This window comes from Chryseobacterium sp. (assembly GCF_022712095.1).
Lineage (GTDB): Bacteria > Bacteroidota > Bacteroidia > Flavobacteriales > Weeksellaceae > Chryseobacterium.
The window spans coordinates 1-22641 of record NZ_JALAHD010000091.1; the positions used below are offsets into that span (position 1 = coordinate 1).

Annotated in this window: 20 protein-coding genes; 13 read left to right on the forward strand and 7 right to left on the reverse strand. The window is 33.9% G+C overall.

The window, feature by feature from the left end; all coding sequences use genetic code 11:
- Positions 1 to 245 precede the first annotated feature (245 nt).
- The 4 genes from Q0A18_RS04340 to Q0A18_RS16490 are packed head-to-tail and all read left to right on the forward strand — an operon-like array spanning position 246 to position 9005.
- A complete protein-coding gene (locus tag Q0A18_RS04340) occupies positions 246 to 4148 on the forward strand; it encodes a response regulator (RefSeq protein ID WP_292008948.1) in 3903 nt (1300 codons plus the stop codon).
- A gap of 12 nt (positions 4149 to 4160) precedes the next feature.
- Positions 4161 to 4517: a response regulator gene (locus Q0A18_RS04345; RefSeq protein WP_292008949.1), complete on the forward strand. Its 357-nt coding sequence runs from the start codon at positions 4161 to 4163 to the stop codon at positions 4515 to 4517.
- Positions 4518 to 4524: 7 nt separating this feature from the next.
- Positions 4525 to 5589: a hypothetical protein gene (locus tag Q0A18_RS04350; protein ID WP_292008950.1), complete on the forward strand. Its 1065-nt coding sequence runs from the start codon at positions 4525 to 4527 to the stop codon at positions 5587 to 5589.
- Positions 5583 to 9005, forward strand: coding sequence for a sulfatase-like hydrolase/transferase (locus tag Q0A18_RS16490; protein WP_363315945.1), 3423 nt, complete (start codon positions 5583 to 5585; stop codon positions 9003 to 9005). The genes Q0A18_RS04350 and Q0A18_RS16490 overlap by 7 nt, the downstream gene beginning before the upstream one ends.
- A gap of 5 nt (positions 9006 to 9010) precedes the next feature.
- Here Q0A18_RS16490 and Q0A18_RS04365 read toward each other — a convergent pair whose 3' ends face one another.
- Positions 9011 to 10243, reverse strand: a complete 1233-nt coding sequence (locus Q0A18_RS04365) for a YaiO family outer membrane beta-barrel protein (protein WP_292008951.1) — start codon at positions 10241 to 10243, stop codon at positions 9011 to 9013.
- A gap of 240 nt (positions 10244 to 10483) precedes the next feature.
- Between Q0A18_RS04365 and Q0A18_RS04370 the strand changes: the two genes are divergently transcribed.
- The 4 genes from Q0A18_RS04370 to Q0A18_RS04385 all read left to right on the forward strand — a co-directional run bounded on the left by Q0A18_RS04370 (position 10484) and on the right by Q0A18_RS04385 (position 13083).
- Positions 10484 to 10831 (forward strand): hypothetical protein, encoded by a 348-nt coding sequence (locus Q0A18_RS04370; protein ID WP_292008952.1) that lies wholly within the window; start codon positions 10484 to 10486, stop codon positions 10829 to 10831.
- A gap of 477 nt (positions 10832 to 11308) precedes the next feature.
- Entirely contained in the window at positions 11309 to 11887 is a 579-nt protein-coding gene (locus tag Q0A18_RS04375; RefSeq protein ID WP_292008953.1) for a YdeI/OmpD-associated family protein, read from the forward strand.
- Positions 11888 to 11910: 23 nt separating this feature from the next.
- Complete coding sequence (locus Q0A18_RS04380; RefSeq protein ID WP_292008954.1) at positions 11911 to 12471, forward strand: DUF4256 domain-containing protein; 561 nt, start codon at positions 11911 to 11913, stop codon at positions 12469 to 12471.
- A gap of 108 nt (positions 12472 to 12579) precedes the next feature.
- Positions 12580 to 13083 (forward strand): hypothetical protein, encoded by a 504-nt coding sequence (locus Q0A18_RS04385; protein ID WP_292008955.1) that lies wholly within the window; start codon positions 12580 to 12582, stop codon positions 13081 to 13083.
- A 66-nt stretch (positions 13084 to 13149) separates the two neighbouring features.
- Here the strand turns inward: Q0A18_RS04385 and Q0A18_RS04390 are convergent, their stop codons facing one another.
- Positions 13150 to 14181: an aminotransferase class V-fold PLP-dependent enzyme gene (locus Q0A18_RS04390; RefSeq protein WP_292008956.1), complete on the reverse strand. Its 1032-nt coding sequence runs from the start codon at positions 14179 to 14181 to the stop codon at positions 13150 to 13152.
- Positions 14182 to 14266: 85 nt separating this feature from the next.
- Here Q0A18_RS04390 and Q0A18_RS04395 point away from each other — a divergent pair, with 85 nt between their 5' ends.
- The gene (locus Q0A18_RS04395; protein ID WP_292008957.1) at positions 14267 to 14920 is read left to right on the forward strand and encodes a metal-dependent transcriptional regulator; all 654 of its coding nucleotides are present in this window, start codon (positions 14267 to 14269) and stop codon (positions 14918 to 14920) included.
- 9 nt (positions 14921 to 14929) lie between these two features.
- Here the strand turns inward: Q0A18_RS04395 and Q0A18_RS04400 are convergent, their stop codons facing one another.
- On the reverse strand, positions 14930 to 15850 hold the full coding sequence (locus Q0A18_RS04400; RefSeq protein WP_292008958.1) for an EamA family transporter: 921 nt from the start codon (positions 15848 to 15850) through the stop codon (positions 14930 to 14932).
- Between the two features lie 158 nt (positions 15851 to 16008).
- On the opposite strand from Q0A18_RS04400, the gene Q0A18_RS04405 reads away from it, so the two are divergent.
- The 4 genes from Q0A18_RS04405 to Q0A18_RS04420 all read left to right on the forward strand — a co-directional run bounded on the left by Q0A18_RS04405 (position 16009) and on the right by Q0A18_RS04420 (position 18306).
- Positions 16009 to 16749, forward strand: coding sequence for a helix-turn-helix domain-containing protein (locus Q0A18_RS04405; protein WP_292008959.1), 741 nt, complete (start codon positions 16009 to 16011; stop codon positions 16747 to 16749).
- A gap of 66 nt (positions 16750 to 16815) precedes the next feature.
- Entirely contained in the window at positions 16816 to 17175 is a 360-nt protein-coding gene (locus Q0A18_RS04410; protein WP_292008960.1) for an MmcQ/YjbR family DNA-binding protein, read from the forward strand.
- Between the two features lie 13 nt (positions 17176 to 17188).
- A complete protein-coding gene (locus Q0A18_RS04415; RefSeq protein ID WP_292008961.1) occupies positions 17189 to 17623 on the forward strand; it encodes a VOC family protein in 435 nt (144 codons plus the stop codon).
- Between the two features lie 203 nt (positions 17624 to 17826).
- The gene (locus tag Q0A18_RS04420; protein WP_292008962.1) at positions 17827 to 18306 is read left to right on the forward strand and encodes an Lrp/AsnC family transcriptional regulator; all 480 of its coding nucleotides are present in this window, start codon (positions 17827 to 17829) and stop codon (positions 18304 to 18306) included.
- Between the two features lie 11 nt (positions 18307 to 18317).
- On the opposite strand, the gene Q0A18_RS04425 is transcribed toward Q0A18_RS04420, so the two are convergent.
- The 4 genes from Q0A18_RS04425 to Q0A18_RS04440 all read right to left on the reverse strand — a co-directional run.
- Complete coding sequence (locus tag Q0A18_RS04425) at positions 18318 to 19481, reverse strand: aminotransferase class V-fold PLP-dependent enzyme (protein ID WP_292008963.1); 1164 nt, start codon at positions 19479 to 19481, stop codon at positions 18318 to 18320.
- A 116-nt stretch (positions 19482 to 19597) separates the two neighbouring features.
- A complete protein-coding gene (locus Q0A18_RS04430; RefSeq protein WP_292008964.1) occupies positions 19598 to 20737 on the reverse strand; it encodes a hypothetical protein in 1140 nt (379 codons plus the stop codon).
- Positions 20738 to 20766: 29 nt separating this feature from the next.
- Positions 20767 to 21669 carry a TssN family type VI secretion system protein gene (locus Q0A18_RS04435; RefSeq protein WP_292008965.1) on the reverse strand — a complete coding sequence of 301 codons (903 nt, stop codon included), beginning with the start codon at positions 21667 to 21669 and terminating at the stop codon, positions 20767 to 20769.
- Between the two features lie 59 nt (positions 21670 to 21728).
- On the reverse strand, positions 21729 to 22641 hold a 913-nt coding region (locus Q0A18_RS04440), incomplete at its 5' end, for a type VI secretion system baseplate subunit TssG (protein WP_292008966.1).

Below are 22641 nucleotides of genomic sequence, written 5' to 3' on the forward strand. Positions count from 1 at the left end.
TAGTATTAGTTTATTTTATAACATACCTATTAATAATTTATTATTTATCATAAATATCAAATTATTTAACCATTTTATATAATAGCGTATAAAATAAATTTGTAATTTGGCATATAAATATTCAATTGCGCACATGTAGGAATATATACCATTCTCATCATTTAAATGCTCATTTGATTTTTTTTAAATTATTTTTTAATCCTATCAGTCCATTGATATAGGAATTCAATATCAAAAAAAAGCGTATGGAGAAATTTCCTATTCCTATTAATGAAGAAGAGCGAATCAGGAAACTGGAATTTTTTGATCTTCTAAACTTAGGAAAAGATCCTCAATTAGATGTTTTTACCGAGGCAGCTTGTCTTGTTACGCATTGTCCTTCCGCACTCATTGGGATGATGGAAAGTGAATCCCAGACTATACAAAGCTGTGTAGGAATATCACTGGATTTTGTAGACAGGGAAAATACAGTATGTCAATATGCTATTGCCAGTGGAGATGTAATAATTATTAATGACACCTTATCAGATGAAAGAACATCTTCCAATCCTCTAATTAAAGAAGGCAAAATCCGGTTTTATGCGGGAATCCCACTTATTGATGATGAAGGATTCGCTTTAGGAACATTATGTGTTATTGATTATACTCCCAAAGAGCTTTCACACAATCAGATCTCTGCCCTAAAAAAAATAGGAAATGCAGTGACTAAGTTATTAATGGGTAAAAGGAAGAATATTCAGGCTGAATATTTTCAGCAGATGTTCAGTATTTCCAATAATCTGATTTGTGTATTGGATAATGATTTCATATTCAAAGATGTTAATCCTGCTTTCGAAAAAGCTTTTCAGGCTGATAAAAAACAAATACTTAATGAAAATTTTTTGACAATTTTAGGAAAGCAGGACCAGCCGCCTTCACTTCTTACAGAAAATTTCCTGAAATATGAGGAGTTAGTATTTACCTCTTCAACAAAGATAGGGGATTCTACTATTATTATTGAATGGGCTTTAAAACAGAATCAAAATCATTCAGAGATTTTTTGTTTTGGGATTAATATCACCCAGCGTATTGAAGAAAAAATAAAACTGGAGAGCTCCGAACGCAGATTCAGAAATTTTTTCGAAAATGCTATAGGTCTGATGAGTATGCATGATATGCAAGGAAATATCCTCGCTGTCAATGAGAAGGGAAGAAATGCCTTGAAATATTCATCTGAAGAAGTAAGTCAATTGAATCTAAGAGACTTAATTCCTCCCAAAAAGCGTCCTTTATTAGAACAATATATGAAGAGAATTGTAGCTAATAAAGAAGATTTTGGCACAATGGTATTAAAGAGCAAAGAAGGGGAAGAGGTAATCTGGATGTATCATAATCTCATAGAAACTGATGAAGAAGGGCAGCCCTATGTGATCAGTACAGCTTTGAATGCTACCGAGAGAATAGCTCTAGAAAGAGATCTTGTTTATACAAAAAAAATGCTTGAACAGACTAGTGCTGTGGCTCAGGTAGGAGGGTGGGAAGTCAACCTTAAAACAAATTCCATATTCTGGTCCGATTCAACAAGAGAAATTCATAAAATAGACAAATCTTTTAAACCGGATTTTATCAATGCAATTGGTTTTTATGAAGAAGAAAGCAGGAAAAAAATAAAAGATTTATTTGACAGAGCTGTAAAAGAAGGAATTCCATATGATGAAGAACTACAGCTGATAAGAAATGACGGACAGCTGATTTGGGTAAGAGTCAAAGGAATTCCTGAGTTTGAGAATGGAGTTTGCACAAAGGTATTTGGAATTATTCAGGATATTGACAATTTTAAAAATATCTATCTGGAACTGGCAAAAAAAGAAGCCATGCTACAATCTTTTGTAACTTATGTTCCTGCTGCTGTAGCTATGTTTGATAAGAACCTAAATTACCTTTCAGTAAGCAGAAGCTGGAAAGATGAATTCCAAATGAACAATATTGAACTTATTCAGAAAAATATTTTCACTGTTTCTCCTGATATTCCTGAAGAAAGAAAAAAGATATACCTGAATGCATTGAAAGGCAAAGCTTATAAAAATGAGGATATAGCCATAAAAATTCCACACCGGGAAGAAATACAGCATTATAGTTTAGATATCAGGCCTTGGTATATATATGATCATATCATAGGTGGAATTATTGTTTCTACAAGAAATATTACTAGTTCTGTAAAAATAAATGAAGAACTGAAAAAAGCAAAGAAAATGGCAGATATTGCCAGCAAAGCCAAATCAGAATTTTTAGCTAATATGAGCCACGAAATCCGAACACCCCTGAACGGAGTCATTGGGTTTTCAGATCTGTTACTAAAAACTCCGTTAAACGAAATACAGTCTCAGTATCTTAATTATATTAACGAGTCCGGTGAAAATTTACTTAACATCATTAATGATATTCTTGATTTCTCCAAGATAGAAGCCGGAAAAATGGAGCTTCTGATAGAGAAATGCAATGTTTATGACATCGTAAGCCAGGTTATAAATGTGATTCTTTATCAGTCTCAGAAAAAGAATATTGAATTACTCCTGAATATTGAACCAGGGCTTCCAAAAATTCTCTGGATGGATGAGTCACGACTTAAGCAGATACTCATCAATCTCCTGGGTAATGCAGTTAAATTTACAGAGCAGGGAGAGATAGAATTAAAAGTCGAAAAACTTAATGTAAAAAATTCTGATATAACATTAAGATTCTCTGTTAGGGATACCGGAATTGGTATTCCTTTGGAAAAACAACAATATATTTTTGACGCATTCACTCAGGAAAACAGTTCTATCAATAAACGATATGGGGGTACAGGGCTGGGACTTACTATATCCAATAATATACTCACCTATATGGGCAGCAGTTTATCCCTTAGCAGTGAACCTGGAAAAGGCTCTACTTTCTATTTTGATATCCGGATTCCTTACGAAATATCTGAAACTCCGGAAGAAGAAGATTATAAAATAAGTAAAGTACTCATTGTAGATGATAATGAAGCAAATAGAGTAATCTTGCAACATATGCTTGCCTATAAGAACATAGACTCTGTATTAGCAGCTAATGGTATGGAAGCTCTTCAGATCCTTATGAAAGGAGAACGTTTCGATGTAATTTTAATGGATTATCATATGCCGGTAATATCCGGACTCGAGACCATAGAAAAAATTAAAGAACTCTTTAATAAGCAAAACGAAAGCTCCCCGCTTATCATTCTTCATACATCTTCCGAAGAGCATGATGTTATCAATTCTTTCCGTCAGAATGAAGATTCTTATTTTCTGCTTAAACCTATAAAATCTGAAGAATTATATAAAATATTAAAAAGAGTAGCAGATCATACTGAAAGAGATACAAATACAGCATCTTTTAAAGAGGCGGAACCTTCTTTATTTCTAGCTCCTCTTAATGTATTATTAGTAGATGATAACCCTGTCAATATGATCCTTAATCATAAAATGATGAAGTCACTCATTCCTCATGTAGAATTAACAGAAGCTATTGACGGGCTGCAAGCTTTGGAATATTGTAAAAATAACTCTTTCAATCTTATTCTGATGGATGTCCAGATGCCTGTAATGGATGGTATTGAAGCAACAAAAAAAATCCGCTTGTTACCTGGTTATACCCATATTCCTATTATCGGAGTTACTGCCGGAAATATTTCAGGAGAAAAAGAAACATGTATAGCATCAGGAATGAATGATTTCTTACCTAAGCCATTGCGACAATCTGATCTTCTGGAAATATTGAAAAAATATATCCCCAGTAAGACAACGGTACTTTATGGAGAATCAGTACAACCGGCGAATCATATCGATATATCTCTTTTAAACCAACATATAGGAGATGATGATGAAGGCTTCAGAAAGGTTTTTTTAAACTTAGTTATTCAGGAGCTTACACAGGCAGAAGAAAATATAAGGCAATTTGTAAAGGAAAAAAATACTGTCTCCCTAAAAACGGTTCTTCACAAACTCAAAGGAACTGCCGGAACTGCGGGTTTATTTCGACTTGCTGAATATACTTCTGACTGGGAAAATAAAATTGATGAAAATATTGATTTTCATTCCATACAAAGAGATGTAATCAATGAAATATCAATAGGTTTAAGTTTAATAAAAAGTCTAAATAAATAAAAAAAATAAGCTATGTTGATTTTAATCGCCGAAGATGATGAACTGATCCTAAAAACAATAGAGCATAAATTACTGAAAGAAGGGCATGAGGTAATTCTCACCCGTAATGGTAAAGACGCTATAGAAAATCTGAAAAATAGGGACGTTGATCTTGCCATTACCGATATTATGATGCCTTTTGCGTCAGGGATAGAAATACTTTCTGCTCTCAGGTCCATGAATAAAACAACACCTGTCATTATGCTTTCAAGTATGGGACAGGAAGATGTCGTCCTAAACGCCTTCGATATGGGAGCTGCTGATTTTATTGTAAAACCTTTTAGTCCCAATGAGCTAATATTGAGAATTAAACGATTTATTCCTAAATAATAACAAAATGCTAATAACCACTTCCATTCATTTTCTTTTTCTCATTTTTCTGGGAATGCTGCTATTGGTACTGTTGCTTATTATAACTGTACTCTTCTACAGTTTTTATCAATATAGAGAATCTATACGGATTGCCCGGTGGTCAGCTATCATCAATAAAAAAATTTCAGATACAATTGTTTATGGAGAGGATGAAGTACTACAGAATAACAACTTTACAATTTCTCATAACTCTTTATTTAGAAATCTCTTTTTAAAAAAATTAGTTGATTCTGAAAAAAAATTTTCCGGTGTTGCTCAACATAGAATACAAGATCTTTTCGTTCGCTATAATTTAAAAAATGAGGCTCTTAAAAAACTTGATCAGAAAAAGAAACACTTAATTGCCGGCGGAATACAGGAACTTACTGCTATGAATGTAGTGGAAGCTATTCCTAAAATTTCTGTTTTTTTGGAACATCCGTCTTCTCAGGTGTATCAGGAAGCTCAATATGCATTGGTAAGTTTTAAAGGATTTGAAGGACTTTACTTTTTAGATACTATTTCAACAACAATTTCAGAATGGCAGCAATTACGTCTCTTGAGATCTCTTGTGAGTATTCCCTTAGAATGCAATAATAAAATTAAAAATTGGCTTGAAAGTGAGAATAACTCTGTTGTTATTTTCAGCCTCAAACTGTTAAGAAAATTCCAGCTTCTCACTTTTTATCCCCTTATTATTAATTTATTAAATCATTCATCCGTTGAAATAAGGGTACAGACTATACACACACTGTTGTCTTTGGAAAATTCATCTACGATTTCTCATCTCATTCAGGTTTATCCTGAGCAACCTATCGAGGTCCAGTTAGAGATACTTCAAAGTATGAAAACATCAAAAGATCATTCCTGTACAGATTTTCTAAAAAAGGAATTGTTGGAGAATCCTCTTTCTACCATAAAAATCCATTCTGCAGAAGCATTATTTTCATTAGGCTATCAGGAATATCTATTACAACTGATCCATAAACAATCATCCTCCGCTCAATTAATTCAAATTATAAAATACGCCCTTCAAGAAAAAGTATGCTAGAATTCTCCCACATTATTTATGAAATTGTGATATGGCTATTCCTTCTGTATGGTATTGCCGTAGTGATTATTTATGGCTGGATAGGAATCTATGCATTAGGAGCCGTAATACAATATAAAAAAGAAAATACATTCACTGATTACAGCATCATTGCTTCCAATCCCAATGCTCCCACTTTCAGTCTTATTGCTCCTGCTTATAATGAAGGAATGACTGTTGTGGAAAATGTCAGGTCATTACTCTCTCTTTATTACCACAACCTGGAAATTATCATCGTAAATGATGGTAGTAAAGATGATTCCATGCACAAGCTGATAGAAGCTTATGAGTTGGAATCCATTTCTTTTTTTATAGAGGGAAAAATTGAAACTAATAATGTAAAAGGACTCTATAAAAGTAAAAACCCTGCCTTTAAAAAATTAATTGTAGTTGATAAAGAGAATGGAGGCAAAGCAGACGCATTAAATGTAGGAGTTAACATTTCTTCCGGAAAATACCTTGTATGTATTGATGTAGACTGTATTCTCGAACAGGATGCCATTCTTAAACTTGCCAAGCCTTTTCTGGAACAAACCAATAAAAGATTCATTGCATGTGGAGGTGTTATCCGCCTTGCCAATAACTGTGTGATTGAAAATGGTAAAGTGGTAAGTGTTAATATGCCCAAAACATTATTGGGAAGAACTCAGGCGCTAGAGTATATCAGAGCATTTGTTCTAGGACGTATGGCGTGGTCAAGAGCTTCAGGATTAATACTAATATCTGGTGCATTCGGAGTATTTGACAGGGAAATTGTACTAGCATGCGGCGGATATGATAAAAATACAGTAGGAGAGGACATGGAGCTGGTAGTACGTATGAGGAAGTATATGGAAGAGAAAAAAGAACCTTATGAAGTTCTTACAATTCCCGATCCTTTATGCTGGACAGAGGCTCCTGAAACTAAGGATATTCTTAAAAAACAACGGAACCGATGGATGCGTGGTACTATTGAAACCCTTTGGAAGCATCGGAAACTGATGTTCAATCCCCGATATGGTAAATTAGGAATGGTAAGTCTTCCTTACTGGTTCTTTTTTGAATTTCTTGGTCCATTGGTTGAATTTTCAGGTTATATTATTTTTATTATTTTTCTACTCGTAGGAATCATTAACTGGCCATTTTTTGTTGTTCTATTTGCATTGGTAATCTCCACCGGGTTTCTCTATTCCATATATGGTATACTTGTAGATCTTTTGAGCCGACAGGTGTATACTAAACGAAAAGATTTTTTTTCACTGATCGCCACGGCCTTTTCAGAACCTTTCTATTTTCATCCTATCGTTGTAAAAGCTGGAGTTAACGGATTTATAGATTATTTTAAAAAATCTCATGGATGGGGAGAAATGACAAGACAGGGCTTTAATCAGAACCTTCAACAGCTTCCTTTAAAAGAAAGGCTCCTTATAATTTTCAAAACTGGCCTCAGAAAATGGAGCTCTCTTGCATTAACCTTTTTTATACTATTTCTATTAGGAATAACAGCAGAATGGCTGTGGTATCAATATTATTTTTCTGCATTTAATTCCTCTGTAATTGTTAGGAATCTTTTTATAGAAAACCTCATTTTTAGTGGTAAAATTATATTAGGGACTGGTATTATATACCTGATTCTTAATTTTATCAAAGAAAGCTGGGCTAAGACATTAACTATTTTAATATATCTGCTTATCATCATAATTCAATACATTCTATTCTTGTATTTTTCTGAAACCCACAATCTGCTGGGAGCTGATCTTTTATATTACAGTAAAAAGGAAATAAAACAAATCCTTGAGGCGAGCGGAATGCTTAACTTTAAAAATTCCGCACTCCTTGGAATCTTAATTGCCATATCATTCATACCTTTATGGATAGCAAATAAATCCTTTTTCAAATCGATATACGTAGGACTTATTTTTTTAGGCATAGGCATAATTGCCAGCCTCCTTCCTAAAAACCTTCTGCAAGCAGATAATTTAAGACATGCCAATGAATTTGATCAAAATGCAGCCAGAAGTAAATGGGCTTATTTTTTTAATTCCAACACAGATAATTTCATTGATGACCATCCTGAAATCAGCCAGCTATGGAATGACTCTGAATATTTTTCTGCTAACTCAGAAATGCTTAACCCAAATTTTCCTTTTTGGAGAAAAGAGAATACTCCGGATTTCCTTGGGACTTACTTTATCCAAGCAAAAAAAACTCCTAATCTTGTCTTTATCGTTATGGAAGGTTTTGGACATGCATATACATCATCTGGAGGATACATCGGAAACTTTACACCATTTCTGGACTCTCTGGCCAGTAAGAGTTTATCTTGGGAAAATAGTTTAAGCTCTGCAGGGAGGACATTTGGAGCCTTACCCTCACTTACTGGTTCATTACCAGTGGGTAAAAATGGCTTCTTGGAAATAAAAAATACTCCGAAACATTTTAATCTCTACAATATCCTAAAAACCAATGGCTTCGAAACGGGATTTTATTACGGAGGTGATGTATCTTTTGATCGATACAAAGAGTTTCTTATTTACAGTAAAGTTGACCATATTATAGATAAATCTTCATTCTCGGCTCCTTACCGGAAACTCCCTGCCAGTAACGGGGAAAGCTGGGGATATGAAGACCAGGCTGTTTTTAGTAAGATGCTGGAAATACAAAAGCAACAAAAACCATATTTCAATATGATTCTTACTTTGTCCACCCACAATCCTTTTTTAATTAATAACAAAGAATATTATGAAAAACTTTATGATCAAAAAATAAATTCTGAACAGCTATTATCGGAACAGAAAAAATGGGCAAAAATTCACAAAAACCAATTGATATCTGTTCTTAACGCAGATGATGCATTAAGAGCTTTTTTTAAAAGTTATCGTAAACGTTCTGATTTTAATAACACTATTTTTATGGTAACAGGAGATCACAGTATGCCTGAAATTATGCTTGAGTCTACAATAGACCGTTATCATGTACCACTATTTATATACTCTCCTTTATTAAAAGAACCCAAGAAGTTTTATAACACAGTCAGCCATTTTGATCTAGCTCCATCTATCCTGGCCTATTACAGAAATAATTACAAGCTGAATACTCCTTCTACTGTAACCTGGGTAGGAAGAGGATTCTCTTTTGATTCAGAGATCAACAACGGAATTCCTATGATGCAAAGTAAAAATCAGCTTATTGATTTTGTATCAGGAAAATATTATCTTCATGACGAACAGTTATTTATTCTGGATAATTTAGAAGAAGATATTATCAATAATACTTCAGCATTTGATAAAATAAAAAAGCATTTTAATCAATTTAAAAGCATGAATTCCCGGTTTTATAATACTCAAAAAATAATGCCGGATTCTGTAATAGTTAATTTTATGAAAAAAAATAAGTAATAATTTTAAAATTTCCTTGTGTACCCAAATGTAATATCAAATTGACTTCCTTTTTCATTAGGACGATATTCCTGATTATAATACATGGTACCCAGAGAAAACAAATTTCTGTATATAGAGAAATTATATTCAGCTCCGATCTTAAACGTTTTCAGTTTAAACGTTTCATTTTCCAGAAGATTATTCCGGTATTCCTCCGGACTTATTCCTGTTCCGATCTGAAAACCCAGATAATTTTCAGCACTTTTCAAATAATACCGGACTGTTCCCGTATAAGATTGTGAAATATTCTTCCGGTCAGGGGTTAGATAAGTACGAAGGTTGAACCAGAAGTTTTTGTAATATTTCCCTACAGAGGCAGTATACATCCATATATTATCACTAAAATAAAGCTGTCTGTAGCCAATTTCTGCTTCAAAACTGTGAGGGAGACTAGCATTAAGAGAAACACCGGTACGATATTTTGGAAAAATACCTACATCATTTGAATATCCACCCCCTACATACAGATAAAAAGTTTTGGATAATCTTGGATAAGCTTCCAACTCGATCTGTGTTCCGCTTTCTGCAAATTTATTGGCATAATTTCCTCTTAATATTACAGATCCGATAGGGGTTACGCGTTTATAACTAAGACTTAGTATATGCCAGTCATTATCAAACTGCTTATCAAAGTGAGAATAATTATAAATAATACCCACCGCGTTTTTGGAAGTAAATTCATTTATTTTAATACCAAGAGCTCTCGCTTCTGTATTTTTGGGATTAATACTTAAAAGGGCTGCATTAGCTTTTTCAGCTTCCTGATAATTTTTATCACTATAGCAGACTTTTACTTTTAAAAGCCAGAGAGCCTCAGATTGAGGATGATAATCCAAACCCTTGTTAATAATTTCACTAGCTTTGGTATTTTGGTCATTCCAATATTCTAAAGAAGCATACGCTATGAAATAATCCTCATCCTTAACTCCTTTTTTTTCAAGTCCTTCAAAAATTTTTCTTGCTGCTTCCTGATCATTATTCCAGGTATAAAGCCTTCCCAGAAAAACAGAAATATCCGTATAATCGGGAGCTTTTTCTAATGCCTGCTTTGTTAAAGCAATCGAGGCAGAATAGTCTTTCTGCTCAAAAGCAGTAGTACGTGCCTTTTGAAACAATTCATCAGCCGTAAGATCCTGCTGGCCATATATCGTAAAGGGGAGTATAAGCACTAATAAAAAGGTTGTATATCTTTTCATTGATATTATGTATGTGAAAATATTATTAATAAACAATGTATAACAACAAATATATTGAACTTTTACATCTGAAACTATATACAATTTACAAATTATTTATTATACTGGTAAAAAGTATATTTTCACTAACAATGATTTCATCATAATTCCTATTTTTAGTATTATCTCAATATAAAAGCTTTCATTGCCAAATCAGATGATAATTTTATAATACCTGCACGAAACGAAGTACTTTCTGAAATGAAAGCAGCTAAAAGCAGGTATAAAAAGATTTGTACTGACTTCTGCTTCGGGAGCCATACAATATGGGACTTAAAAAAAACTCCTTATACAGAAGAAGACTGGCCTCTTATTAAAGAAGGTATAACACCATATCAGAAATCAAAAATATTGTTTGAACAAGCCCTATGGGAATACATAAAAGAAGAGGGAAGTAGAATGGAGCTTTCTGTAGTGAATCCATCAATTGTATGTGGTCCTGTACTGGCTGCTGATACTTCACATCTCATCCAGCCGCTTCTTCAAATGCTTAATAGTGACATGAAAGCATGTCTATCTTCATTTAAGGGCAATGACTCATGCGGATGAGGATGGACAGCATTTTGTTACTGTGGCAAGAAAAGCTTTGTCAATACTGATATTGCCAATATTCAGAGCTATCGGGGTGATTGAGTGATTTAAGATTCTGATTAGAAATCCTATAAATGGTTTAAATAATTTCATTGATCTTAATTTTCTGAATCTTGAAATACATACAATTTAACATAATATAAATTATAGGATTTTTTATCTGCAGAAATTATAGAAGAGAATTAGCCTTCTTTATCACTATTTTACATATTTGGCAAGCTGTATATCACTTTACACAAGTTATCTCCCTTTCCCGTTCAACTGGAATATTTAGAATTTGAATATCTTTAGGATCAAAAAAGTAAGTTGACCATGCATATTATTTATAAATCAATTCAAATCATAGACAATGTGCTCAAGTTGCCTTTCAGACAAGGAATCAATGTGGCACATGACCGACTACAGAATATCTTTAATTCTCCAAACTAAAAAACTATGAATCCTAAAGTTGATTTCTTCTTTGCCGACAATTCAAAATGGCAGAAAGAATATGAAAAATTAAGAAAAATTGCTTTAAAAACAGGACTTGATGAAGAATTAAAATGGGGATGTCCGTGCTATACTTACCATCGAAAAAATATATTCTTAATTCATGGATTTAAAGATTACTGCGCTCTCCTTTTCTTTAAAGGTGCGTTGCTGAATGATACCGAAAGTATTCTGATCCAGCAAACTGAAAATGTTCAGGCAGCCAGACAATTACGTTTTACCAGCCTTCAGGAAATCATTCAATATGAGAAGATTATAACCACTTATATGTATGAAGCTGTTGAAGTTGAAAAGTCCGGTGTAAAAGTTCCTCTGAAAAAAACAAAAGAATTTGAAATGGCAGAAGAGTTTCAAAATAAACTGGATCAGAATCCAAAATTGAAAACAGCTTTTGAAGCCTTAACTCCGGGGAGACAGAGAGCTTACCTACTCTACTTTTCCACAGCAAAACAATCAAAAACCCGTGAGTCAAGAATCGAAAAATCCATTCCATCCATCCTCAAAGGAAAAGGATTAAACGACTAATCAGCAAACTAAAACTATTAATTATGAAGCATAAAAAAGAATTATCCCAAGAACAGATGAATGAACTACTCATCTCTTTAAAAAATCGCTTTGAAAAAAACAGGAACCGTCATGAGGATCTTAGTTGGGAAAAAATCCAATCAAAACTGGAATCTCAACCTGAAAAATTATGGTCACTTTTTCAAATGGAAGAAACCGGAGGTGAACCGGATGTTATTGATTATCATCAAAAAACGGATGAATATGTTTTCTTCGATTGCTCTCCTGAAAGTCCTATGCGCAGAAGTCTATGCTATGATTATCCTGCATGGGAATCCAGAAAAGCAAATAAGCCGGAAAATAACTGTATAGATAAAGCCTCTGAAATGGGAATAGAAATTCTTACGGAAGAACAATACCGCCAGCTTCAGGAAAAAGGAAAGTTTGATCTAAAAACATCCAGCTGGATAAAAACTCCGGCATCCATCAGAGAACTTGGAGGCGCTCTATTTTGTGACCGGCGTTATAATACTGTTTTTACTTATCATAATGGTGCGGATTCTTATTATGCAGCCAGAGGTTTCCGTGGAGTTTTAAAAGTTTAAACATGATATTCATAAGTAAATCCAAATTATCGCTGCCTATTCTTCCTGTTAAAAATACTATGCTTAATTTAGTCATCTGAAATTTGAATACAACATACTAAAAAGATTATGAAAAGATTAATTGCAATCAGTTTTTTATCTGTTCTTTTGATGAACTGTAATAAGAAAGCTGAAACTAAAACACCTGTTACAACCATTGATTCCACAGATATTACCACAGAAGCTGTAGTAGATACCTTAGGCCCTCAATCCTTCTGTTATATGGGAGTAACAGGGAAAGACAGCATTTTTGCGAGTATTGATGACAATTTAGGAACCATCACCGGAAAAATGGCTTATAAAAACAGTGAAAAAGACAGTTCCAGGGGAGATCTTTTGGGTTTCAAATCAGGAGATACTTTAAAGCTAACCTATGAATTTGAATCTGAAGGGACTAAAAGCAAAAGAGATATTTTCTTTATTCAAAAAGACAATAGTCTGATTGAAGGAATTGGAGATTCCAAACCCGACGAAACAGGAGCGGTAAAATATAATAACGAAAAGAAAATAGATTATAAAGGTCCTAAACTGGAAGCAGCCGATTGTAAGGTAGTTACGGAAGCTTTAAAATAAATTATTTTTTATAAATGAAGTCGGAAGAAATTTCTTCCGACTTTTATTTTAGTTGGGAAAAGTCTATTACAATACTTTATATGCCGTTTCTATAAATCCATCCACTGCTTCATCAGGAGTATTCCATGAAGTTATAAGACGTATTGCCGAAAGATTATCATCTGCTTTTTTCCATATATAAAATTCAAACTTTTCTGAAAGGATCTGTATTAAATCATTGCTCAAAAGAGGAAAGATCTGATTGGTATAAGTGTCCGACAAAAACCCTACTTCCCTTTCCTTTAAAGCTCTTTTGATCTTCATGGCCTGTTTATTGGCATGATCTGCCAATTCAAAATAAAGATTATTTTTCATAAGCTCTAAAAACTGAATTCCAAGCAGTCTCCCTTTTGCCAGCAATGCTCCTTTCTGCTTTATATTAAAGGCAAAGTCTTCCTTAAGTTCAAAATTATTAATAACTATTGCTTCTCCGATCAATGCCCCGTTTTTAGTTCCTCCGAGATAAAAAATATCAGTAAGCTGAGCTACTTTTTCCAAAGTCAGATCATTAGTCTCAGCCATAAGGGCATGGCCTAATCTTGCTCCGTCCATAAACAGATACAAATTATTCTGTTTACAAAAAGCCGAAAGTTCCTGTAATTCATTTAAGGTATAAACAGTTCCCAATTCAGTGGAATTTGAAATATAAACCAGCTTTGGCATTACCTGATGAGGAATATTCCTATGACTTTCCAATACAGGAATAATATCCTCCGGTGTTAACTTTCCGTCTTCTTTTTGGACGGATAATATTTTATGACCTGTAGCCTCAATAGCTCCTGATTCATTATTGAGAATATGTCCTGTAGCTGCAGAAACCGCACATTGGTAAGGTTTCAGAACGGAAGAGATTACAATAAGATTCGCCTGTGTTCCTCCTGAGACAAAATAAATATCAGAATTTGCGTTCTTCATCTTTTTTCTGATAAATTCTTTAGCCTTCAAAGAATATTCGTCCTCTCCATATCCTGCCTGCTGATCAAGATTATATAGTGACAGCGCTTTTAAAATATCAGGATGACATCCTTCTGAATAATCGTTTTTAAATGAATATTTCATAGAGTAAAATTAAGAAAAAGTTAAATTAGGAAAATAGTATTTTCATATTATTTTGTTAGATTTGTATCATAAATCATCTAACATTTTGAAAGCAACATTAACTGAAGAAAATTATCTTAAGGCTCTATTTCATCTGGTAGATCAGGAGAACAAGGTGACGATTAATGAACTGAGCAAATTTTTAAATGTAAAAATGCCAAGCGTTAATAACATGATGAAAAAGTTTGCAGAAAAAGAATGGGTGATCTATGAAACTTATAAGCCTCTAAGAGTCACTGAAGCCGGAAAAAGAGAAGCGGCTCTTGTTGTGAGAAAACACCGGCTTACCGAAATGTTTTTAGTCAAGAAAATGAATTTCGGATGGGAAAATGTACACGAAATTGCGGAGCAGCTTGAACATGTCCACTCTCCTATTTTTTTTGATAAAATGGACGAAATCCTGGATTATCCCAAATTGGATCCCCATGGAGAACCAATCCCCGATAAAGACGGAAATATTATTGCACAGAATCTTCATAAATTAAGCAGCTGCAATGAAGGAGAAACCGTAACTTTTGCTTCCGTTACTCTTTCTGATGATGCTTTCCTTAATTATCTTAATGACAGAAAACTCCTTCTCAATACTAAAATTAAAGTAACAAAGATTGAAGAATTTGATAAATCCGTCACCATTGAAATCAGTGGAAAAAAAGAAATTCTAAGTAAAAAAGCTACCGAGAAGATTTTAGTAAAGAGATAGAATTTAGTTTTATTTAATTTCCTCTTCAACTATCTGTACTTCTTTAGGCTTTATGCTCAAAAGAAATACAGTGGAAACAATCAATAAACTTCCTATCCAGTCGATCATAGAAAAAGGAACGTTCAACCATAATACCGCCAGAACAGTTGCTGAAAGAGGTTCCATAGATGCCAGAAGACTGCTTTTCTGGCCTCCGATAATCTGAACTGCAGTAAGATAAGCGTAAAAGGCTACCAAAGTTCCAAACAGGACAATAAAAGCCGTATACCAATACGTCTGCATATCCCAGCTTCCTTCTATATCCCATGGAGCTTTTACAAAACTGAAAGCTACCCCACCACACATCATTCCCCAGCCAATAATCACAGAAGAAGGGTAACGCGAAAGCAATCTTATGGGCTGTAAAGTATAAATAGCCAGTGCTACAGCCGATGCCAATCCAAACATCAAAGCAATTGGGGAAATAGACAAACTATTGATGTTTCCATGAGTGACCAATAGAAAAGTACCCAGTACTGCTAAAACAATCGCTACAAATTCAATCAATACAGGAAGCTTTTTATTTTTACAGGCAAGATAAACAGCAATCACCACCGGACCTGAATATTGCAAAACAGTTGCTGTTGCAGCATTGGAATGTTTAATTGCCGCAAAATAAGTATACTGAACCGCCAGCATTCCTGTTATACTGAAAACAGCTAATTGCAAAGCATCTTTCTTATTTTTCCAGACGGAAAATACATCTGATTTTTCTACAAATCCTGCAAAGAATAAAAGACATACACCCGAAATAAGCATTCGTATTGTAATCAGCCATTCTATATTAACACCCCTTTGCTGAAACAGAAACTGTCCGAATGTACCGGAAACTCCCCACAATAACGCTGCGAGAATAGCTAAAAAGAAACCTTTCAATATACCTGCTTTCATAAAATATAGTGATTTATAAAATGCAAAAATGCATTAATTTATGATTGTTTTTCTATGAAATTTCATACATAATTTGCAATTTTGTTTCATATTATAATTTATATCAGTGAAATTTTAGGTCATTATAATATTGTATGTTTGCAGATAATTTGAATGATATGTTATATAAAGAGTATCAACCCAGCGCATTGTTATCCCCATATATAGAAACTTACTGGACTAGCAATAGCCCTGGAAATGGAGAATTTCACAAGGTTCTTCCTGATGGCTGTGTTGATATTATTTTTCAGTTTAATAAGACAAAGAATATTTTTTATGCTGAGATTTGCGGTACAATGACTACATTTCTTAATATGAATTTCCTAGAATCCATACAAATATTTGGAATCCGTTTCAGACCTATAGGAATTACATTTTTCACTCGCGTTCCCGTCGAAGAATTTACTGATAAAAATGTAGAATTAGCATTGGTTGATACCTTATTCGACAAATCCTTTTATGAAATACTACCCGAAAAGCGATCCGTTGAGGACATGATAAAGCATGTGGATAATTACTTAATAAATAACCTTCCTTATTTGTATTCTTCAGAAAAACAAATTATACATGCTGTAGATTTGATTTACCTTACAAAAGGACAATTATCCCTTACCACTCTTGCTGCTGATGTATGCCTTTGCCAACGGCATTTCGAACGTAAATTCAAATCTGCGATTGGTATAAGTCCTAAAATGTTTGCAAAAATATCCAGGTTTAAGCACGCTTTGTGGTGTTTGAAAAACTATTCTCACAAAGACCTTCTGACTATTGCCATAGAATGTGGATATTATGACCATTCGCACCTCATTAAGGATTTTAAATCCCTATCGGGACATGGACCAACCAACTTACTACAATAAAAAGTCGATTTTTTACACAATCTGCATTTACTATTCAACGTACTTTTACTAAAAATAATTGATAGCATGAAGTACGATTTTATACAAGGATATTGTCTTTCAAAGAAAGGCTCCGAAGAAGATTATAAGAAGGAATGGGATACTATTTGCTTTTCTGTTCGCGGCAAGATATTCGCACTTATAGGCAATGACAATACGGGAAAGCCTATTATTTCTTTAAAACATACTCCCGAACAGGGGATGGAACTACGAAAAAAATACAAAGATATCACTCCGGGCTACTATTTAAACAAAACTCTCTGGAGTTCAGTCTTTTTAAGTGGTAACATTCCAGAAACCGCTCTGAAGCAAATGCTTGATGTATCATACGAATTGATCTTTAATTCACTATCTAAAAAAATTCAGAATGAAATAACTAACCAATAAATATTTTATCCATATGAAAGTAAATACATTAATACCCAATCTGGCTGTTGTCGACATACGACAAACCGTACAGTTTTATCGTGAAAATTTAGGTTTTAAATTAGTTATGGCAGTCCCCGAAACACAGGATTGTATAGATCAGCAATTACACAGTGACAAAATATATGTTTATGCCATGCTGAACAAAGACAATACATCATTAATGCTCCAGCGGATAGACACAATTAAAGAAGACATCAGTATTTTTGACAAAAATGTAATTGGAGCAAGTGTATCTTTATATCTGCAAGGCATAGGAATTGATAAGTTTTATAATGAATTGAAGAGTAAAAAGATCCAAATTACTGAAATGAGATTTACTTGGTACGGAATAAAAGAGTTCTATATTAAGGATAACAACGGTTATATTTTAGGGTTTGCCGAAGAAATGGAGAAATCGGAATCTTAAGTGTTTTCAATTGATGAAAACACTTTTTATTAAACTTATTTTTAGTTCTGATTATTTATTCTTTAATCCATTTATTATTTTTAGTTTTTGATATTACTCATATATCCCTTAAGTTTATTGATAAAAATAGCAAAATTGTATAATTTATTCTATAAAATTTCATACATAATTTGCAATTTTGTTTCATATAAAACTTATAAATAGTGAAAACATTAGATCATTTCGATATATCTATCCTGCAGATCTTACAAAAAGACAATATGACTCCTCAAAGAGATATAGGAGAAAGTATTGGGTTGTCTGCTGCTGCCGTTCAGAGAAGAATTAAAAAAATGCGTGAATCCGGTATTATCAAAGCTGATGTTTCTGTTGTTAATGTTGAAAAACTGACACACGCTATTACCCTGCTTGTAGAAGTATTTCTCGAAAGTGAAAAAATAGAGCTGATTGATTATGCCAAATCCGTATTTACTTCCACTCCTGAAGTTCAGCAGTGTTACTATATTACGGGAGATTCGGACTTCATTCTTATCATTGTTGTTCCTTCCATGAAAGAATATGAACTTCTCACCCGGAAAATATTTTACAGCAATCCGAACATCAAACACTTCAAAACATCTGTTGCTATGGATATTATCAGATCAGGATTAGAAATTCCTTTAAGCAGTTTATCCCAGCTGTAATACATACAAATCTACGAAAACAACTGAATCAGCTGATCTATCTCCTCATGGGTATTGAAATAATGAGGTGAAAACCGGATCACTGATTCTACATTCTTATGAGTAAAATCTATTAAAGCAGCATGTTTTGCACTTACAGAAAAATATACATTTTTTTCCTTGAGCATTTCTCTAAGGTTTCCTATTGTTCCGTCCTGATAGGAAAAAGTAACGATACTTCCCAACTTATTTCCCTGATCCAAAACCTGAAAGCCTTTGTGCTGAAGATTTTCTCTAAGCTTTTCTGCCAGGCTTCTATTATAGTTTTCAATATGATGCAGACCTACCTGATTTGCATACCGGATCGCTTCCGTAAATCCCAATAATGAAGCTATAGAAGTTTCCCAATGCTCAAATCTTTCAGCTGTTTTATTGATTTTATATTCATTAAAACCTATCCAGCTTGCACCACTGGTATCTAAAAAAAGAGGTGCCATATCCCTATTCAACACTTTATCTGAAACATACAGAAACCCTGTTCCTCTAGGCCCTCTTATAAACTTTCTTCCTGTTACCGTAAGAAAATCACAACCGATCTTCTCCACATCTAAAGGTAATTGACCGGCCGACTGACATGCATCTACCAGATACAGGATATCATATTTTTTGCAAAGCTCTCCTACTCCTTCAACATTCTGTATTAATCCTGAATTGGTAGGAATATGGGTTACGGCGATTAATTTAGGATGATGAGTTTTGATTAAGCTCTCAAGATCTGCCAGATCCAGCTCATGATCCGGAAGATTTTTAACTCTGATTACCTTTACACCCATTCTTTTTTGCAATGACAAAAAAGCAATCTGATTGGAAATATAATCATCATTAGTAGTGATAATACAGTCACCACTTTTAAAAGATATACTGGATAATGCCTTGGCATAAGCATCTGTAGAGCTTGTCGTAAATGCTATATTGTATGGCTTACAAAGCAGGAATTTTGCTGTTTCTTCATAAAACTCATTAATACGGTGAACATTTTTATCTGCTACCCCATAGGCTCCGTATTCTTCTTCCTGCTTCAGATAATCTGTCATTGTTTTTACTACCGTTTCAGGCATTAAAGAACCTCCTGCACTGTTAAAAAATAGTTTATCTGAGCATCCGGGAGTATCTCGACGTATAAGATTTATATCCATTTTAAAAATTCAGTTTTTATTACTAATACAGATTTACATCAAAATTAATCAGTATTGTTTTTATTCCACAAAAAAATCCCGAAAGCCGGGACTTCATTCTATTTTTAATGAAAAGATTAGTCTAATACACTCCAACCTCTTTTAGGATTGGTATTGGTAGAAACCTCCTGTTCGTTAACAATAATGTTTTCTTTTCTCTGACCAATATAATCAAGCTCGCTCAGTTTAGAGAAAATAACTTCCAGACTTTTCAACATCTGCTGAATGTAAAGAAGTGGCTCTCCACTGTTATGATGATCATAATTGGTTTCTGCAACAATCGAAAGTTGATTTAATAAAGTATGTGGGGCAATTTCACTCCATTCTAAGCTGTAATTCAGCATTTCTTCCAATTCCGCAGGAACAAGAACCTGTGTGGAATTATATAAGTGCAGTGCCAGTCTCGCAAAAGATTCAATTAAAAATACAGGCGGCTGGAACGGAACAATATTTCTGAACTGAAAATACATATCTCCAAAAGTATTGATCATAGTAGTACATAAAAACTTCACATTCTGGGCCAATGCCGTATTCTGGTTTTTATGAGATGCCTTCTGGATAATTTTAAAAGCATATTGCTGTAAGTTTCCGATTGACTTGGCAAAGCCATTATAATAATCAAGCAATGCGGGATGGCTCTGAATCGAGGTACACGGAGGAATGAAACGGGAATCAACCTGGGCTATATTTCCTTTAAGATCCACTTTTCCTACAACCAGATAATTCCCTCCTGAATAACTGCTGTTTAAAGAGTTAACAGGAAGCAGCTCAATATGATAATTAGACTGCGCATTCGGATGACGCGGAGGAATTTCTTCCGGATCAATATCTCCAAACGGTACTTTATCAAACGGATTAACTGATATTAAAATGAAATATTCCCCATCAGCCTGCTCTTCATTCATGGATTTGGCCAGAGATTTTACACTGATTCTTCTATCATTGAGCTCAACCCTGTAACCTGCCAGAGTAACCGCACTGCAATGTTTGATAATAAGCTGAACATCATTGGTAGCCGTATTATGAACATCAAAAATAGTTTTATCTGTAAAGTCGTTAGGAATCGGCAAAAGACCGTAGTTATATGTATTAATATTCAGAGAGTTAGAATCTCTGATCGTATCTATTAAAAAATTATCCTGATCATTCAGGTGTTTTTGGGAAACTTTCATTCCATCCACCCAATTGATTGCAAAATGTTTGATTGGCTGTATCATAGTTAGAATACTTTTTTTAAAATTTGTGATTATGATTTTTTGGTAGGCTTTTCTTCTTCATGATGGATTACCCTCTTGCAGATTACTACTTCATTTTCTGAAATATTGTTGGAGGTAATATCCCTATCAAAGTCAATATATTTTCTAAAACTGAAGAACGACTTTTTTGTATAAAAAATCCAGTAATAGGACTCTTTTTCATTATCTAAAAGATGAATGACGGACCCTGGATTTTTGTGGTTATAATCATCTACAACCCTGTAGAACCAGTCTCCAAATGTTACTCCTGTAGGAAGTGTTTTAGCTTTAATCCTAAATCGGTTGGCATCTTCCAGATTTTTACTCAGTTCAACATTCAACACCATCAATTTATCAAAATCTGCACCTTCAAAATCAGGTGGTTTCTGATCCGGAGAGAATCTCCATGTTTTATAAATATCAAACGGAATACTGATAAACTGAACATAACAATAATAAAATACAAGGGGTACAATAAAAATAATTACACTTGTAGCTGCCATTAAGGAATATCCTGTCCCTTTACTCATCCAGTCGAAAATAAGTACAAAAAGATACCCTCCGAATGCCATACAGGTAAGGGTAAGTAATGTCTCAAATAAGATGCTTAACGATAAAGAGTCAATATGTTTTTTGAAATACACATGCAGAAGATTAACATGTATAATTCCGAATATAAGATAAATGATTTGTGCTATCAGATACCAGTATGGATTAAAAAGGTTACCTGCAAATCCAAAAAATCCCGGTATAGCGAGACATAAGCTACATAATAGAAAGTATATAATAATTACTTTCATCTTAATAGCGGGTTTATTTCTTCTGATTATACCTAATATAACCATCATAATGATTGCTATCAGAGGAAGCAGTATGTACCTGAAAAAAATGCCTTTTACTGAAGAAATTTCCATTGTGTTTCTTTCAAATTTATATTTATTGGTGAGTGGTGAGTGTAAAGATAGAACTTTTTTTAAAGAAAAGTAGAATACCCGAGTCTGCAAGTATTTCGTTCATCATCTTCCAGCAGGAAAGAATAATCTTTTTTCTCTGTAATAAAATTCTCCTCTACATCTACGGATACGGGAAGAAAATAATCATATAAAGCCTGAAGCACTTTTCTGAATGGATTACCCGGAATATATTTCTTTACATCAGAATAAGGAATCGGTCCAATATTAACTACCCAGTTTCTCTGTCCGTCCATATGCTTTCCGCTGGTAATATAAGTAACTCCCAAACTGGAGTTACCCAGCAACATAGAATCATCATCTTTTCCTATATCATCGACTACATTTGGGGTAAAAGTCACTTCAACAGGTACCTGTAAAAAAGCGGTCATACATCTTTCAAACCACCTTTTATCTCCTCTGATCTGATGGAAAAATGGTAATATATGAATGAAAATGTAGGCACTCTGCTTATCCAGCATATTCAGAAGTGGCCAAAGCTCACTTATGGTTTCCAGCAAAGTATCCGTATCACTGGCAATATCGAAATCATATTCCTTAAGCAGGGAACTGATTTCCGTAAAAAATATCTCCAACTCGAAAGGACGGAAAAATTTACGGGCATCTTCCTCTACTTTTTTCTGCTTACGGATTTCTTTAACTACAGATTCTACATTTTTTCGGGAAGTACTGAGGGAAGGCGGATGAAACAAACCTTCAGGCAGATAGTCATAGACTCCTTCTCTGTATGTTTCTATGGTAATTACCTCTTCATCAAAACCTAAATAACTGCTCGAGATACTTTTTATATCTTTTAAATAGGCTCTGTCATTAATTCCGATACGTTCTATAAATATGTTACTTACAGCTCTGTAATATTTAAGAAGATTTACAGCTACAGCTTCAGCTTTAAAGTCTGTCTGTAGTTTATTATAA

Bases quoted from the DNA above. Each gene is read 5' to 3' on its own strand.
- Q0A18_RS04340 (WP_292008948.1), top strand. From the start codon at position 246: ATGGAGAAATTTCCTATTCCTATTAATGAAGAAGAGCGAATCAGGAAA.
- Q0A18_RS04345 (WP_292008949.1), top strand. From the start codon at position 4,161: ATGTTGATTTTAATCGCCGAAGATGATGAACTGATCCTAAAAACAATA.
- Q0A18_RS04350 (WP_292008950.1), top strand. From the start codon at position 4,525: ATGCTAATAACCACTTCCATTCATTTTCTTTTTCTCATTTTTCTGGGA.
- Q0A18_RS16490 (WP_363315945.1), top strand. From the start codon at position 5,583: ATGCTAGAATTCTCCCACATTATTTATGAAATTGTGATATGGCTATTC.
- Q0A18_RS04365 (WP_292008951.1), bottom strand. From the start codon at position 10,243: ATGAAAAGATATACAACCTTTTTATTAGTGCTTATACTCCCCTTTACG.
- Q0A18_RS04370 (WP_292008952.1), top strand. From the start codon at position 10,484: ATGAAAGCAGCTAAAAGCAGGTATAAAAAGATTTGTACTGACTTCTGC.
- Q0A18_RS04375 (WP_292008953.1), top strand. From the start codon at position 11,309: ATGAATCCTAAAGTTGATTTCTTCTTTGCCGACAATTCAAAATGGCAG.
- Q0A18_RS04380 (WP_292008954.1), top strand. From the start codon at position 11,911: ATGAAGCATAAAAAAGAATTATCCCAAGAACAGATGAATGAACTACTC.
- Q0A18_RS04385 (WP_292008955.1), top strand. From the start codon at position 12,580: ATGAAAAGATTAATTGCAATCAGTTTTTTATCTGTTCTTTTGATGAAC.
- Q0A18_RS04390 (WP_292008956.1), bottom strand. From the start codon at position 14,181: ATGAAATATTCATTTAAAAACGATTATTCAGAAGGATGTCATCCTGAT.
- Q0A18_RS04400 (WP_292008958.1), bottom strand. From the start codon at position 15,850: ATGAAAGCAGGTATATTGAAAGGTTTCTTTTTAGCTATTCTCGCAGCG.
- Q0A18_RS04405 (WP_292008959.1), top strand. From the start codon at position 16,009: ATGTTATATAAAGAGTATCAACCCAGCGCATTGTTATCCCCATATATA.
- Q0A18_RS04410 (WP_292008960.1), top strand. From the start codon at position 16,816: ATGAAGTACGATTTTATACAAGGATATTGTCTTTCAAAGAAAGGCTCC.
- Q0A18_RS04415 (WP_292008961.1), top strand. From the start codon at position 17,189: ATGAAAGTAAATACATTAATACCCAATCTGGCTGTTGTCGACATACGA.
- Q0A18_RS04425 (WP_292008963.1), bottom strand. From the start codon at position 19,481: ATGGATATAAATCTTATACGTCGAGATACTCCCGGATGCTCAGATAAA.
- Q0A18_RS04430 (WP_292008964.1), bottom strand. From the start codon at position 20,737: ATGATACAGCCAATCAAACATTTTGCAATCAATTGGGTGGATGGAATG.
- Q0A18_RS04435 (WP_292008965.1), bottom strand. From the start codon at position 21,669: ATGGAAATTTCTTCAGTAAAAGGCATTTTTTTCAGGTACATACTGCTT.